Origin of the sequence: Nostoc sp. TCL240-02 (assembly GCF_013343235.1) — a bacterium.
In the GTDB taxonomy this organism is placed as follows: domain Bacteria; phylum Cyanobacteriota; class Cyanobacteriia; order Cyanobacteriales; family Nostocaceae; genus Nostoc.
In genome coordinates this window covers 4,433,096-4,450,089 of sequence record NZ_CP040094.1, presented here as the reverse complement: position 1 = coordinate 4,450,089, position 16,994 = coordinate 4,433,096, and the positions used below count along the sequence as shown (strand labels likewise).

Sequence of the window (16,994 nt, the reverse complement as noted above, 5' to 3'; positions counted from 1 at the left end):
TTAGCTGTATATTATCGATATTTCGTCATGACTGACCGATCGCACAGAAAGCTGCCCAACAAAAAGGTGATTTAAAGGGTTTAGCATCATCTTCTGATTTATAAAAACGACGACGCAGACTTATCCTCACTACTAATGGTAACTGCGTTTCTTCAATCCAAGTTTCCAAATCTCCCTTGGTCAAATCTTTTAACCAGAGTTGAGCTTGATTGAGTGCCAAAGCAACAGTAAAACCTTTTTGGAGGTTTTGATAAAATCGAATCATCAAAAATGCTGTGGATAAGTCATCGACTGTCCAAAGAGAACTGACGACACTGGAAGCACCTGCATAAAGAAAACCACTAGGTAAACCAATATATTCATCGCTGATATTGCGAGAATCAATCAATCCGGTTTCACAAGCAGATAGAGTGACGAGGCGACATTGTTTTAGATTTAAAGTAAAAATGCTATCTAAAGTCAGACACTTATTGAGGTCAAGTACGCCACCATTTTGCAAACTGAGGTAATTTTCTGCATCAAGTTGTGTGGGTGCAGAATCTAGCTGTGCATTAGCTAAAATCAGGGCAGATTTGCGAGGTTGGGTGGCGTTAAAGTAGCCGTGACAACTAAAGTGAGCGCAATGGAAGATACTCAGAGAAATATCATCAATAGCTTGTTTAGTGGCTATTTTCTGCTTAAGAAGATTACTTTTACTGAAATAGCTTTGGATAGTTTCTACTTCAATATCAGTATAAGAAAGGTCGTCTGTAGGGTTTTGGACTGCAAATAGGTGAGTAAATTCGGGGCGTTTTCGAGTTTGGGCGAGTTGTAATAGTTGACAACTAGGGGCATAGCTGACTCCTCCAGGAAATCTGTCAAAAAGATTGGAGTCTTCCGCCAGTGGCAAAGCATGAAGTGGCAGTAAATGCAAGTAACGATGGGGAATGAGAATTAACTGTTTGCATTCTGTAGGAATTTGTCTAATAACTTCATCAATGTGCAGAATTTTTGCCAACAGATTTAGGCGTGTAGTTAGGCGGCGCTGCCAGTGAGATTTTTTACTACTATAAGCTGTGAGATAGCTGTTTACCCAATTTGCTAATTTGTTTTGGTCTATCAAATCGGATGATAAAACGATGGGTTGTTGGGTTTGCTTGGTAATAATAAAGACTAGTAGCTTATCGATTGTAATGTAAAACTCAACAATTGCAGTGTGATGTGAGAGAGTTAAGTAAAATGGCTCAAACTGAAAACCAGAACCGATAGGCAGATACCGATCTTGTAATTCGTTACGCTCTTGTCGAAGTTGTTGAAGGTGTTGGGCTAATGCAGTTGGATCATCTGCTGTAGCATTTTGGATTTGATATTGTCCTTTAGCTATTTTATCTCTGTATGTTTCTAATTGAGTGACTACTTCCAGAGGAAAGATAGTTTTAGAATCACGTTCTAGGATTTGTTCGACTAAATGTCTAGTTTTGCTACGTTCAATATATTCAACCGCTTTTGTTGTATTACCTAATTTCAGGCAAGCTTCTACCATACTGCTGTAAAGCTTGTTCCATTCTTCTGCTTGTTTGCGCTTAGTTTCTTCACCAGATAATATTTCATCTCGCAAAGATTCTACCGTTCTAATTGCAGATTCAAAAGCTGTGTAAGCTGATTGAAACTGGTTTACTTCTTTATAAACGTAACCTAAATAAAATAATGTTTCTGCATATTTTAGAGGCCAAGCGTCCCTTTTGTAGACAGTCAATACCTCAGAGAAAGCAGCGATAGCATTTTCGAGATTTTCTGCCCTATCTCCTCGGATTCGGTCAATATAGCTAGCTCCGAGATTTTTTTGTGTCATTGCCCAATCTTGAGGAAAAACTTCTCTTTTGTAGATAGTCAATGCATTAGTCAAAGCAGCGATCGCATTTTCGAGATTCTCTGCCTTATCTCCTCGGATTCTCTGACCGTAGGCAGTTCCCAGATTATTTTGCATTCTAGCCCAATCTTGGGGTAAATCTTCCCTTGTTCTGATAGTCAAAGCCTTCTCATACGCATCAATGGCATTTTCAAGATTCTCTAACTTATTTCCTCGAATTCTATCAATGTAGGCAGTTCCGAGGTTATTTTGCGTTCCAGCCCAATCTTGAGGTAAATCTTCCCTTGTTCTGATAGTCAAAGCTTTCTTATAAGCATCAATGGCATTTTCAAGATTCTCTGCCTTATCTCCCAAAATTCTATTACGATAGGCAAGCCCAAGATTATTTTGCGTTCCAGCCCAATCTTGAGGCAAAGCTTCCCTTGTTCTGACAGTTAATGCATTAGTGAAAGCGGTGATGGCATTTTCGAGATTCTCTGCCCTATCTCCCAAAATTCTGTTACCGTAGGCAAGCCCAAGATTATTTTGTGTCATTGCCCAATCTTGAGGCAAAGCTTCCTTTGACATGACGGTCAATGCCGCAGTGAAAGCGGTGATAGCATTTTCGAGATTCTCTGCCCTATCTCCCAAAGTTCTGTATAAGTAGGCAATTCCGAGAACATTTTGCATTATTGCCCAATCTTGAGGCAAAGTTTCCCTTGTTATGACAGTTAATGCATTAGTCAAAGCGGTGATAGCATTTTCAAGATTCTCTGCCTTATTTCCTTGAATTCTGTTACAGTAGGCGATTCCAAGGCTATTTTGCATCATTGCCCAATCTTGGGGCGATGACTCCCTTGTTACGACAGTCAAAGCGTCAGTCAGAGCAACAATGGCATTTTCGATATTGTCTGCCCTATCTCCTTGGATTCTATTAACATAAGCGGCTGCAAGACTATTTTGTGTCATCGCCCAATCTTGAGGCTGAGTTTCTCTTCTTATGACAGTCAATGCCGCAGTAAAAGCAGCGATCGCATTTTCGATATTGTCTGCCCTATCTCCTCGAATTCTATCAATGTAGGCATTTCCAAGATTATTTTGTATTTCAGCCCAAGATTGCGGTAAAGATTGTTGAGAGCAGATTGTTAGTGCCAATTCATAGCCAGTAATAGTAGTTTCCATATTATTGGCTTTGCTACCCAAGGGAAATTCTGCTATTAGATTGCTAAATTTAAAAATAACTGCGGCTAGATACTTCGCCTCATCTGGTTGAACGTCTCTAAGTTTATTTATCCCCCACTGGCGTAATATTTCTCTTAACAACCCGTCTAGTTTATCTAAATTCTTTGCTAACAGAGGGTAAACTAACTGTGCATTACCATTACTTTTTTCAGTGGTTTCTAGTAGCTGCATTAAGAATTGAAAATATAACTCTATCTCCTCTCCATTAATATCTCGTAAATCGACTTTAGTATTTCGATTCAGTGCATCCCTTAGTTGTCCCAAATTACTTTGAATCTCTGCCCAATTAGTGGGAAACGCTTCGCGGGTGAAAACTAATAAAGCCTGCTGGTAAGCCTGAATCGCTAGTTCGGTATTCTCGGCTTTCTCTCCCTTGATTCTACTGCTGTAAGCACTTCCCAAATTCATTTGAGTCTCTGCCCAATTAGTGGGAAACGCTTCGCGGGTGAAAACCAATAAAGCCTGCTGGCAAGCCTGAATTGCCCGTTCAATATTCTCAGCTTTCTCTCCCCTGATTCTATTGCAGTAAGCACCTACCAAATTCATTTGAACCCCTGCCCAATCCATAGGGAACGCTTCGCGGGTGAAAACCAATAAAGCCTGCTGGCAAGCCTGAATTGCCCGTTCAATATTCTCAGCTTTCTCTCCCCTGATTCTATTGCAGTAAGCACCTACCAAATTCATTTGAACCCCTGCCCAATCCATAGGGAACGCTTCGCGGGTAAGAACTAATAAAACCTGTTGGTAAGCGTGAATTGACCGTTCGAGATTCTCAGCTTTCTCTCCCTTTATTCTTTCGCGATAGGCACTTGCCAAATTCATTTGAATCCCTGCCCAATCTGCGGGAAACGCTTCACGGGTAAGAACTGATAAAGCCTGCTGATGGCTGTTAATTGCCTGTTCGAGATTTTCAGCTTTATCTCCCTTTATTCTTTCGCGGTAAGCAAGTCCCAAATTATTTTGAGTCCTTGCCCAACCGATGGGGAATGCTTCGCGGGTGAGAACTGATAAAGCTTGCTGATGGCAGCGAATTGCTTGTTCAAAATTGTCAGCTTTCTTTCCTACGATCCTGTTGCTATATGCACTTCCCAAATTCATTTGAGTCTCTGCCCAATTAGTGGGAAACGCTTCGCGGGTGAAAACCGATAAAGCCTGTTGGTAAGCTTGAATTGCCAGTTCGAGATTCTCGGCTTTCTCTCCCCTAATTCTACCAATATAAACATTTCCCAAATTCATTTGAGTTAATGCCCATTCAAAAGGAAAAGCCCCATTGGTAAAAAATAGGGTAATTGCCTCATAACCAGCGATCGCAATCTCCAAATTTATCGCCCGTTTCCCTAGTGGAAACTGTCCAATCATGTTACTGAAACTCAAAATAGCTACTGCGGTAGCATGTGCTGTATCTAACTTTATTGTTGAAAAAGTAGCAGTTGCGTAGTTTGTCAGGGCTTGAGCAAAGTTATCATCAAGTAGGTTTAGATTCCCTTGCAGCAATGGGTACACGACTTGGGGATTGCCTTTGCTTTCGTCAGTTGCCTGCAATACCCGCAAGATAAAACGATGTTGGGACTCAGACCGTGGAACTGATGAAGAAGTCATAATCGATGGTGTTGGTAAAGACGTATTACCATCTATTTTTAAAGGTAATTTACTGGACTCAATTTCGGCAATCCTTAACTCGTCCTTTTCTATACCTAAAAACTCAGCCAACTGTCTAACTATATCTTTTAGTAAATTTACCTTATCATTATTATCTTCCTGCTGCAATCTTACTTCTTCTTGTTGTAACATCCTTAAAAAATTAATATCAATGTCATCAAAATTATTTCGTATAATTTCATTTATTTCTCTTTTGTTGGCACAATTAATTAACTGTTCTATTAAATTTCGATGATTTTTATTGTTTTGCTTATTCATATATTTAGCTGATATTTAATAATCCTTAATTCAAAATTGTAAAAATAATTAATTACCATAGCCAATTATTCAATCAATATTAGATATTGGAATTTCCAATATTCCTTTATCACTGACCGATCGCACAAAAAGCTGGGCATTAGCTACAATGAGGGCAGATTTGCGAGGTTGGGTGGCGTTAAAGTAGCCGTGACAGCTAAAGTGGGCGAGTGGACAGCAGTAAGGGCAGTATCATCAAGGCTTCTTTAGTGGCTATTTCTTGTTTGAGGAGATTACTGGTAGCGCGAATATTTATATCTATTTGATGAGAACCTTAACTATTCAAAAAGTCATCTCTAAGTTTATCCACATCTTTCTTCTCTCTAATTCGTATACTCTTATACTTATCGAAGTTCTTTTTGAAGATCACTTGTAGCAAATTCTCAATCTCTTCCATACTCACTCCATCCAACTCTTTCATCGCAAGTTCCTCAAAAGTTTTAGTTAATGCGAAACCAACAATGACGACAAATGTTGCTGCTGTACCTCCCGCAAGAAGAGAAGTAATCGGAACAAAAAAGAAGAAATCAGCAATTGTAGTCGCCGCTAGAGTGACTAAAGCCTCTTTTGATGTAGTGATTTTTGTCCAGAGACTTGCCATGCCTTTAATCTTATCAAATCGGTACAAGGCAGCTATCTGGTTCCACAGAACTGTTTGAGCAATTAAAGCAGCAGCAGGAGTCGTAAACGGAATCGGGACAAAACCCGTACCAAAACATGCAATTGCAGATGTAGCAACATATCCCAGAGCCACAAAGCGTTTAGCCTTCACATCAACAACCTGCCTAGCAATAAAGGCATCACCTAACACTTTGGGTAATAATTCAGTAGTTCTCTTTACTAGTTCATTCAGCCCAAAAGGTTCTATTTTCAGTTGCTCTAAAGGTGAAGCTGAAACTTCAATTATGTTATAAACTTTCTTGAAATCAAGGCTATCAATTGCTCCTATTATGCCATCTATTTCCTTTCTTGCAGCACGATCGCACTGCGACAGAACAATTATTACAGGAATACGCTGCTCATATAACTTATTAATTATTACTGCTTCAAAAGCCTCAAATCTAGCAGACGGGGCACTTACCAAATACCAAGCTACGTGTATTTGTTCCTCAACCCCTTTTCCTAGTTGACCATCTAAGAACTTGCGAGTGTCATCTACAAAACTATCCTCCCTACCTAATTCGCAACCAGCAGAGTCATACAGAACAATGGGGATAGATCCTTCTTCTTCAATTAAATACTTTTCAAAATATTGTGTAACTGGAAATCCGGCTCCTGTTTTTGCTGTTTCTTCTCCGAAAATAGCGTTTATGAGAGTACTTTTCCCCACGCCTGTCTTACCAACCACTAAAATGTTGAGACTTTTTATATCTTTTGCAAAATCGTCAACATTCTCTCTCAAATTTGTCATAATGGTCACCACAGTTAATTGACAGCAAGTTAGTTCACTACTTCCTAGATAAGACTCAATTCCAACGCTAAAGCCAGTATTAGATAATTAAATCAGCTAATTACTGGGTGTTGATTTTATCACATATTCATGAATAATCCTCGAATTAATTTCCTATTGCACAAAATGCTGCCCAATAAAAAGGCGATTGAAATGGTTGAAAATCATCAGGCTTTTGATAAAACAAACGGCGTAGCTGCATCCTGAGTGTAAAATCTAACCTTAACTGATGCTCTGCAATCCACTCCTCTAGCTGTATTTTAGTCGCATCCCGCAGCCATTGCTGGGATTGATTTAAGCCAACTGCTACTGAAAAATATTTACGTAAATTTTGATAAAACTTAATCATTAATAAAGCTGTTGATAAGTCATTTACTGTCCAAAGACTACTTACTACACTCGGACTTCCTGCATAAAGGAAACCACTGGGTAAACTAATATATTCATCACTGATATTGGTGGGATCTGCGATGCCAGTTTCACAGGCAGATAGGGTAATTAAACGGCATTGATTTAAATTTAATGCAAAAATTTCTGCTAAAGTAAGTCGTTCATTATCTGCTAATATTAATGCTGATTCTAAAGGGGATGCCAAGTTAAAATCACCATGACAACAAAAGTGGCAACAGTGGGCTAATTTTAAATTATTATTGTCATTTAAAGCTACTTTAGTCGCTTCTTGTTTAACTAAAACTTGAGTTTCAGCAAAGAATGAGCCAATAATTTCAACTTCTAAATTAGTGTAGCTTAAATCACCTGTCGGGTTTTGGATAGCAAAGAATTTACTAAAATTAGGACGTTGTTGATTTTGGCTGAGTTGCAGTAATTGGCAGCTAGGGGCATATCCCACACCTCTAGGAAATTTATCCAACAGACAATTTTGTTTTTTCTGTCCATTCGCTAGTTGCTTGTTCCCCAATGGTAAAGCGTGAAGTGGTAATAAATGCAAGAAGCGATGAGGGATGAGAATTAGGCGATCGCACTCTGCTGGTATGTGTGAGATTATTTCATCTATATGCAAAATTCCGGCAAGATTTTGCAGGCGAGATTCTAACTGATTGCGCCACCATTTTTTGTTATCATTGCGATAATAAAGACGCAGATATGCACTGACACGTTTTAATAACGCATTTAAATCTTCAGCAGAGGATTGGATAACTTTAGGCTGGGGACTGTGGCGAGTGATAATAAAAGTAAGAATCTTGTCGTCGGTGATATACCACTCAATGATAGCGGTACGGTCGTCAATCAAAGATTGAACATCGCTAAAGGCGATGGTTTCAACTTGTTGAGTGAATTTGAAACTGGGGTCTACTTTGTTGATGTCTGCAAGGATGTTATCTCGCTGTTTTTGCAACCGATTTAACTCATTTTGCAATTGCTGGTAAGCTATATTTCTTGCTTCTGACTCCCGACTTCCGAGAATTATTTCTAATTGCCTTTGTTTTGCAGGTATTCCCTGCCTAAATTGGTCAATTTGGTTACATATTTTCTGATAATCTTCTGACCTTGGATATAAATCGCTTTTTGGGTAAAGGTTTTTGTTAGCCAGTAGTTCGACAAGATTGCGGGTTTTACTACGCTCGACGTATTCTAAAGCACGGTTGTGTTGAGCAGTATTGATATGAACTTGCACTATCTTGGCGTAAACATCAATTGCTGCTCCCAAAACTTCCTGTCGGCGTTTGTCGGTGTTCACCCAGCTGCGACTTTGTTCTACAGCTTTGATCGCCACACTGTAGCCTTCAATTGCCTTATCCCAGTCTTGAATTGTATAAGCTATATTGCCAAGGTTGCGACCACAAACAAGACATTCAACCGGAAAGGTAGTGGGGGTGTAGACTTCCAAAGCTGACTGCAAACATGTAATTGCCTCAAAACTCTGTCCGTGATCGCGGTAAACTAGGGCTAAATTATTGTGAGTTTTTGCCCATTCCTGAGAGAAAGCTTCGCGGGTGTGGACTTGCAATGCTGCTTGATAGGCGCTGATTGCTAAGTCCAGGTTTTCTTCTCGACTACCAGATATTCTTTCGCTGTAAGCATTACCGAGATTATTTTGGGTTTCAGCCCAATTTTCAGGAAAATCAGTTTGAGTGCGAACTTGTAAGGCGTTATGATAGCAAGAAATTGCCTGTTCTAAGTTAATAGCGCGTAGGCGCAGCCCGCCGCAGGCATCGCCATCTTGAAGGCTGTAGTAAGCAATCCCTTGATTGTTCTGCACAATAGCCCACTGCTGGGGAAAGTTAGAGCGAGTGTAAACTTGTAATGCTGCTTCATAGGCAGAGATTGCTGTTAACAAATTTTCTGTAGGGTTGCCATTAATTCGGTCACGATAAGCTTCTCCCAGGTTGTTTTGGATCATCGCCCAATCCTGGGGATAGCTAGAGCGAGTGTAGATTTGTAACGCTGCTTGAAAGGCGGTAATTGCAGCTTCAATATTTTCTGCCCTGTCGCCCTTTATCCGTTCACCGTAAGCGTTGGCAAGGTTATTTTGGGTTTCTGCCCACTTTTCGGAAAAATCTGTCTGAGTACGAATTTGTAAGGCGTTCTGATAATAAACAATTGCTTGCTCTAGATTTTGGGCGCGATCGCCATTGAGTCGATTGTAGTAGCCAATACCCAGATTATTCTGGGTTGTTGCCCATTCCACTGGAAATGCAGTGCGGGTACGAACTTTTAACGCTGCTTGGAAGCAGATAATGGCTATTTCTACATTCTCCGCTCGCTCGCCAAGTATTCGTTCATTGTACGCATTACCGAGATTATTTTGGGTTTCTGCCCACAATTCGGGGAAAGCTGTCTGGGTACGGACTTGTAAAGCATGTTGATAGCAAGCGATCGCCTGTTCTATGTTTTGGGCGCGATCGCCTGCGATCCGAATGCGGTAAACTGCACCCAGCATATTTTGAGTTGTTGCCCAAAACTCTGGAAATGCCTCACAAGTTAAAATTGGGGCGACAACCTCGCAGCCTGCGATTGCTATCTCCAAATTGATAGCGATGTTCCCGTAGGGAAAACTCCGAATTAGATTACTAAAATTAACAATCGCTGCTGCAATTATTAATGCTTCTTCTGGCTGCACCTCAGACCAAGTGGTTGTTGTCCAATAACGCAATATCTTGATGAAAGTGCCATCCAATTTGGTCAAATTTTCTTGCAGCAGCGAGTAAACCCTTGCCAAATCGGAGTTTTCATCCAAAATCAGTAATACCGACACTAGGAATTCAAGATAGTCTTGGGGGTTAGGAGATACAGAAGTTTTGTTACTTCCATCCTCTGCCGAATTTAGCTCACTCATCACTAACCAATTGCACAAAATGCCGCCCAATAAAAAGGTGAATGAAACGGTTGCTCGTCATCTGGCATATTATGAAACCGACGGCGTAGCTGATTCCTAAGTGTCGGATTTGAATTTAACTGATGTTCTGTAATCCACTCCTCTAACTGTATTTTCGTTACATCCCGCAGCCACAGTTGGGCTTGGTTAATGGCGATCGCTACTGTCTCATGTAAAAACAAGTTTTGGTAGAACTTAATCATTAGAAAAGCTGTTGAGATATCTTGAATCTTCCATAAACTACTGACAACATTGGGACTTCCTGCATAGAGAAAACCACTAGGTAAACCAATGTATTCATCGCTGTCATTTTTGTAATCAATTAAGCCTGTTTCGCAAGCGGAAAGGACAACGAGTTGGCATTGATTAAGGTTATATTTTTGCTCGAATAAATTGCCCAATGTCAGAGATTCATCTCCAGCTAATGCTAAATTTGATTCTAGAGGATTTCCAAGATTAAAGCCTCCGTGACAAGCGAAGTGAAGATAGTGAGGAGTTTGTTGGTCTTTACTATTAGTCATAGCAAGCTTCGCATTATCTTTAGTTGCTTTTTCTCCTGTCAAGACTATAGCAGAAGAAAATAACGTTTTGATGACTTCAACTTCTAGATTAGCGTATGGTAGTGATTGCAAATCGTTTTTAGGATTATGAATAGCAAACAGAGCTTGGAAACCAGAGAACTCGCGTTGTTGTATCTGCTGTAGTATTTGGCAACTAGGAGCGTAACTAATACCATCTATAAATTTTTCAAACAGTAGCTCATTATTACCTGCGGGGAGTACATGAAGTGGCAACAAGTGTAAATAGCGATATGGAATAAGAATGAGTTTAGTACAGCTTTTGGGTATGAGTTTAACGATTTCCTTGATCTGTAGAATCTCTGAAAGCTCCAGAAGATAAGAAGAAAGTTCATTTTTCCACTTTTGTTGATTGTCTCGATACAACTTTTGATAATCGTTGTACCAGTCAATGAAAACATCTTTATCATACTTTTCGTGAGACGTACAAAGTCGCTCAATACTATTAGCTGTTATAAGGAAAATCTCTATATTATTTATAGTTAGATACCATTCTACAATAGCAGTCTTATTGTCTAAAGTAGATTGGAATTTATCAAAATTAAAACTAGTACCAATAGGTAGATATTCGTTCTGTAATTCGTTACGCTGCTGTCTTAGTTTTTGTAATCGTAAGGAAAGAGTCTTGATATCTTTAGCTTCACCACTTTGAATTTTGTATTGCCCCTTCTTTATTTCGTCTCTATAGATTTCTAATTGGGAAAATACTTCTGATGGGAAAAAATTACTTGAGTCACGTTCAAGAAGAAGTTCGACTAAGTTGCGCGTTTTACTACGTTCGATGTACTCAATTGCTGTTTTTATCCTATTCAGTTTTAGACAGACTTCTACTATACCTAAATAGTTACGATTGAATAGCTCTGCTTGTTTTTGTTTTACATCAACCCCAGATATTATTTCTTCACGAAGGTACTCAATGGTATCAATAGCTTCTTTGTATGTAGCAAAAGCTTTATTAAATTCTTCTGCTTTTTGATAAACGAAACCAAGATTAAATAAAGCTTTCACACGTTCAGAAGGGAATGTATCATGAGTATAAATAGTTAAAGCAGCTTGGTAAGCAGCAATTGCTAGTTTCAGGTCATTAGAATTAAGATATGCAGTTCCTAGACTATTTTGCGTCATTGCCCAGTAATAAGGTGCTTTATCTTGACTTCTTTCAAGTAGAGCAGCTTCAAAGGCATTTATTGCTTTTTCTAAATTATTTTCTCCTTCTTTGTCAACTTTTTTAATATAGGCATTACCGAGATTATGTTGCGTCATCGCCCATTGGAAGGGTATACTTTCTTGAGTATAGACATCCAAAGAATCTTTCAAGGCAGCGATTGCGTTCTCTATACTCTCTGTCTTATCCTCAATATTTTCACAGACAAAATATTTATCAAGATATAGAACTCCCAGATTATTCTTCGTCATTGCCCAGTAATAAGGATAATTTTCCTGGGTTCTAAATATCAGAGCATTTTCGCAAAACGTAATTGCTTTTTCTAAATTTTCTAGCTTATCTCCGATAATTCTTTCGCCATAAGCCTTTCCCAAATTATGTTGTATTTGCGCCCATTCAAATGGATAAGTCTGTCGTCTTCTTATGTCTAAAGCATCTTTTAAAATATTAATTGCATCTTCTATATTTTTTGATTTATCTCCAAGTATTCTATCCGTGTAGACACCCCCTAAATTGTTTTGTGTCATCGCCCATTTTATAGGTAATTTTTCTTTGGTTCTGGCTAATAGAGCGTCTTTATAAGCGATAATAGATTTTTCTAGATTATCTACTCTATCTTCTTCTATTTGACTGTAGGCATTGCCAAGATTGTGTTGAACAACTGCCCATTCTTGAGGTGAAGCATGATAAGTGAAAACCTTTAAAGCAGATTTGAAAGCTTTAATCGCGTTTTTTAGGTTTTTCTGTTTATTTCCTTTTTTTCTCTCCACATAAGCAGACCCTAGAATGTTTTGCATGGTAGCCCATAGTATAGGCATATTACTTGAAGAATAATAAGTCAACGTGGCTTCACAAGCAGCGATAGCGACTTCTTTGTTACAGGATTCGTCGCCCATGCGAAATCCTAGTAAAAGACTACCAAACTCTCCAATAGCAACAGCCATGTATGCTGCTTGCTCTTCATGAGCCTCCTTTAGTTTGCATGTTCCCCAGCGGTATAGTATATCAGCCAGAGTATCATCAATGTATTCTATATTTTCTCGAAGCAGTGGGTAAATAGCTTGAGTATTACTCGTGTTTTTTAATACACTTTTAAGTATTTTTTCTATAAACAGTATGTATTTCCAGTTCTTTTCGTCACGATATATCTCAAAAAGTTGAGATCTGGTAATTAATGTTTCAGAGAAAGAATTTATCCATTCTCCCAGCCAGCTTTCTATATACCACATTGCTAAAACTCTCTGCGCCTATATTATCTTTTCATAGTAGCCTGTCGTCAATTACAAACAGAGGTGGTGGCTTGTTCTGCCATCACTAACTAATTGCACAAAACGCTGCCCAGTAGAAAGGCGATTTAAAAGGTTTAGCATCATCCTCTAATTTATAAAGACGACGACGCAGATTCATCCTCATCGTCGGGTCTAATAGTAACTGTTTTTCTTCAATCCATTTTTCCAAATCCCTCTTAGTCAAATTCTTTAACCAGAGTTGAGCTTGATTAAGCGCGATCGCAACTGAGCCGGCTTCTAGATTTGGATAAGAATGCTGGTGGCTCAGACGATCGTAGAAATTGATTATTAAAAAAGTTGTGGGCAAGTCATCCACATTCCACAGGCTCACCATTTGGCTTTGGGCCCCAGCAATGACGAAGGCTCGACGCAATCCGTACACTCCCTCGCCGTCCAAAACACCCCCTAGCCCTGTTTCACAGGCAGAGAGTACTACCAAACGAGTGCCGCGCAAATTTAGTCCTGTCACTTCCAGAGCTGTTAACACAACCTTTTCATTGTCTTTGCGATCGGTGTTGTCTCCTGTCAGTACTAGACCACAACGTAAAAGTGGATTCTCGTTGAGAACTGGGTCGTCTGTAGACCGACTAAAAAAGCCGTGGGCTGCAATGTGGAGAATGGTGGGAGAATACTGCTTCAACGTTTCTTTAATTGCTTGGCTGTCTTTTAGCAGTAGTGCATTTTGGAGAAAAGAAGCGATCGCTTTTGTTTCAATGTGCATTCCATGAAGGTCTGAATTAGCAATTATCACAGCATCTTGTTGAATTGGGCGATCGCTCCCTTCAACTTGCAATCGCAATAAGTCACGCCCAGAGGTCAGATAGCTAATAGTGTAGATATCGCCTAAACACTGATTTTGTGAATCGACTAAAGCAGCAAAAGGAATGAGATTAAGCTGGCTATCTGGAGCAATAAGCAAATGGCGAATGTCGCCCAATTCTGTCTGAATCCTGGGTATGAGCAAATTGTGGAGTGCTTGAACGCTTTCTTGTAAGTCAGACAACTGGTTTTGCCGATTCCGTAGTTTATCTCTAAACTCTTTGACAGCCCGATCGATTGGTGTTGTTTCGCCAAGGTCAATCCATTTGGGGTTTCCCTGGCAGGTCAGAATTGCTACTGCGTAGCGAGGAGAACCCCATGCTTCGGAGATAGAACTGGTTTTGGGATTAAAAGGAAAGTATCGCACAAATTCCACTAACGCAGCATCTACCGGAATCAACGCTTGGACTGCTTCGACCATTACAGGTTGGACAAGAGTGCGAAACTCGATACTGCGTTGCGCCAATGTATCTTCTAATTCTTCAATTTTCGCTTTTAAAATTGCTACCTGGGTTTTAAATTCTTCTGCCGAAAGAGTATTTTGTTTGTGATAAAAAAGATCCGCTAAACTGTTGCGGAATAAACTCAATTCGTCAAATAACGTTTGATCTTCAGCTTGAAGATTTTGGCGTAACCGTTGTATGTTGTCTGAAACTGCATCCAAGATGCGTCCTTTACGTTGCAGAACAGTGGCGAACGCCAGTCTAGAAGCTTCCGGATTTTGTGGAACAGCTTGCAGATGGAAAGTGACAATTGTATCAATAGAGCGATCTTGCCCTGCAATGTATGCCCGTTTACGCTCTTCCGATCCAATGGCGAGATTAAGCGCAAAGGTTTCGTTTTCCACTTCGGCTTTTTGACTTAAAGTATCCAAAGCTAGTGAAATGTCTCCCTTTGCCCAGTAAACTATTGCCAAAGAGTTGAGAGCGTCTTTCTCATTAATGCGATTGTTAAATGCTCGGCTAATCTCTAATCCACGTCGAGAGCATTCTAACGCTTGCTCGTATTGTCCTTGAAGCTTATAAATAATCGCAAGATCGCCGAGAGTTGCACCTTCCATCACAGCTTCAGCTTCATGAAGGATTGGGAGCGCCTGTTGATAATATGTAAAAGCTTGGCTGTAGTTTTCTTGATTAAGATAAAGTTGCCCCATTGCATGAAAAATTGCCCCTTTCAAAGTTAGGAAAGTTTGATTGGCTTTTTTTGCTAAAAAATTGATGTTATCGAGGGCGAATTTTTGTTTAAGTCCGTCTGAACCATAATAAGCCAGTGAATCAGTGCAACTGTCTACCAACGGACTAATTCCTATATTTGAACTATATTGCTGTGCAATTAAGTAAAACTCTTCTATATTATCTGCATTGATATTATTCACAAACGGAGCAAGTGGATTATTTTGCGTAGCTTCCTGAGCTTGCAGGTAAGCATTCAATGCCTGTTCATATTGTTTTTGGATAGCATAGATGGTACCAATACCAAAAAGCAGACTGGCAGCCAATCCCCGATCGCTCTCTTCTTGTGCTAGGGTATATGCCTGTTGATAGACATTTAATGCCTCTTCGTAACGTGACAATTTTTTGTAAACAACTCCCAGTTCTAAAAACGACTGAATTTGTCTAGAATTATCGTTACTCTCTTTGGCGATCGCTAGTGCTTGCTCCTGGTAACTCAATGCCTGACCAAAATCCTGCCTGGAAGTGAAGATTTGTCCGACATAAAGAAGCATATGCATTTCCCAGGATTGCAAACCATTCTCTTTAGCAATTTTCCGAGCTTGCTGATAACTTTTTAACGCGCCCTCATAGTTTCGTTGCACTTCACAAGCCTTACCATGATACCAATAGTTAACCACAAGTTGCCCTATCAATCCTTTCTCTTGCTCTTTGTTCTTAAGTTGTCTGGCTAAGTCTAACGCCTTTTGAAAATCATCTCTAGCTTGCTTATATTGCTGTTGAGATGAACAGTTCAGTCCAGAAGCAATATACGCAGCCAAAAGATTATTAAGAATTAAACTCTCTGTCTCATGATTGCTGTTTTCTCTCACTTGCACTAACAAGTCTTGCCAAAGTGTTCGACTTTGAGCGAAACATTCCTGCGCTTCAGAATAAGGTCCAGAGATGCTATAAATCTGTCCGAGTAACGTATAAAGCCCTGCAAGAGCCATATCGCCTTCTATACCCAAAAGATTTTTAATCTCTGTAAAAATTGCTAAAGCTTCTTGATAAGCTTCGATTGCTTGAGGGTATTGCTTTAGCGAACTTCTGATAATACCAATTGCATACAAACATTTAGCTTCTATCGGGCGATTATTAATGTCTCTAGCTATTGCTAAAGCCTGCTCATAATGTTTTAATGATAGTCGTTGAGATTGTTCTTGTTTTGCATAAATATCTGCGATCGCCACAATTATTTCGGCTTCTTTTTGGCGATCGCCAATCTCTTTAAAAACTTCTAAGGCTTGTTGATAGTTAGCTAATGCTTGATTGTCATGCATTTGTGCCTGATATACTCCTCCAATAGAAATCAACGCAATACCTTCATACAAACGATAACCAATCTCTCTGCTGAGACTCAGTAATTGCTGATAGCTTTCTAATGTTTTATCCAACTCTCCTTGACTACTGTGAAGCGCAGCAATAGAACACAAAGTATTCAATTCACCATAGGAGCGATTACCCGTCTCTCGATTCACTGCTAAAGCTTGCTCTAGCGTCCTTGCTGCCTGTTCAAGATTTCCTGAGATCATCTCAATATTTCCCATCCAAGCTAAAGCTTCACCCTCGTAAAACCGCCGCCACTTTAGTTCATCGAGTGAAGAACTTGGTTCTCTTAAGGCTTTAAGCGATTCTTCTAACGCCTCCTTAGCCTCAGAGTGTTGCCCCAGATGAATCAAAGCTGCACTCACAACAATCAATGTTGCTCCCTCCCCTATGCGATCGCCTAACTGTTTGTGCATTGCTAAGGCTGTTTGTGCAGTCTCTTGTGCTTTGGTAAAATTCCCTTGCCCAAAATAAACTATTCCCAGCAGTTTGAGGGCTTCTGCTTCAATCGATTGGAGACGCTGCTGTTGCTGGAGACTAGCCTGTTGGACAATTGCTAAGGTTTGCTCAATCAATTCCTGCGCTTGAGTGTATTTACCCAAGCGATTGTAGGAGTCAGCCATGCTGATCAGTGCTTCTGTCTCACTTGGGCGATCGCCTTGCTGCCGCATCTCTAAAACCTGCTGGAAAATCTGCAATTGTCCTTTCTGAAATTCCCAATTGCTGAGAGAATTCAGGATTCCCCGAATCATAATTATAAGCATTTTGGCATTGCTCATTCGTCATGACT

The 16,994-nt window shown here is 39.9% G+C and carries 5 protein-coding genes; all 5 read right to left on the bottom strand.

What is annotated here, in order from left to right; translation table 11 throughout:
• Nucleotides 1–25: 25 nt before the first annotated feature.
• The 5 genes from FBB35_RS18855 to FBB35_RS18835 all read right to left on the bottom strand — a co-directional run bounded on the left by FBB35_RS18855 (nucleotide 26) and on the right by FBB35_RS18835 (nucleotide 16,983).
• Nucleotides 26–4,987, bottom strand: a complete 4,962-nt coding sequence (locus tag FBB35_RS18855; protein ID WP_174710919.1) for a CHAT domain-containing protein — start codon at nucleotides 4,985–4,987, stop codon at nucleotides 26–28.
• A 313-nt stretch (nucleotides 4,988–5,300) separates the two neighbouring features.
• Nucleotides 5,301–6,449, bottom strand: coding sequence for a GTPase family protein (locus FBB35_RS18850; protein WP_302480918.1), 1,149 nt, complete (start codon nucleotides 6,447–6,449; stop codon nucleotides 5,301–5,303).
• A 133-nt stretch (nucleotides 6,450–6,582) separates the two neighbouring features.
• Entirely contained in the window at nucleotides 6,583–9,774 is a 3,192-nt protein-coding gene (locus tag FBB35_RS18845; protein WP_174710917.1) for a CHAT domain-containing protein, read from the bottom strand.
• Between the two features lie 2 nt (nucleotides 9,775–9,776).
• Nucleotides 9,777–12,785: a CHAT domain-containing protein gene (locus FBB35_RS18840; RefSeq protein ID WP_174710916.1), complete on the bottom strand. Its 3,009-nt coding sequence runs from the start codon at nucleotides 12,783–12,785 to the stop codon at nucleotides 9,777–9,779.
• Nucleotides 12,786–12,870: 85 nt separating this feature from the next.
• Nucleotides 12,871–16,983 carry a CHAT domain-containing protein gene (locus FBB35_RS18835; protein WP_174710915.1) on the bottom strand — a complete coding sequence of 1,371 codons (4,113 nt, stop codon included), beginning with the start codon at nucleotides 16,981–16,983 and terminating at the stop codon, nucleotides 12,871–12,873.
• Between the last annotated feature and the right edge of the window lie 11 nt (nucleotides 16,984–16,994).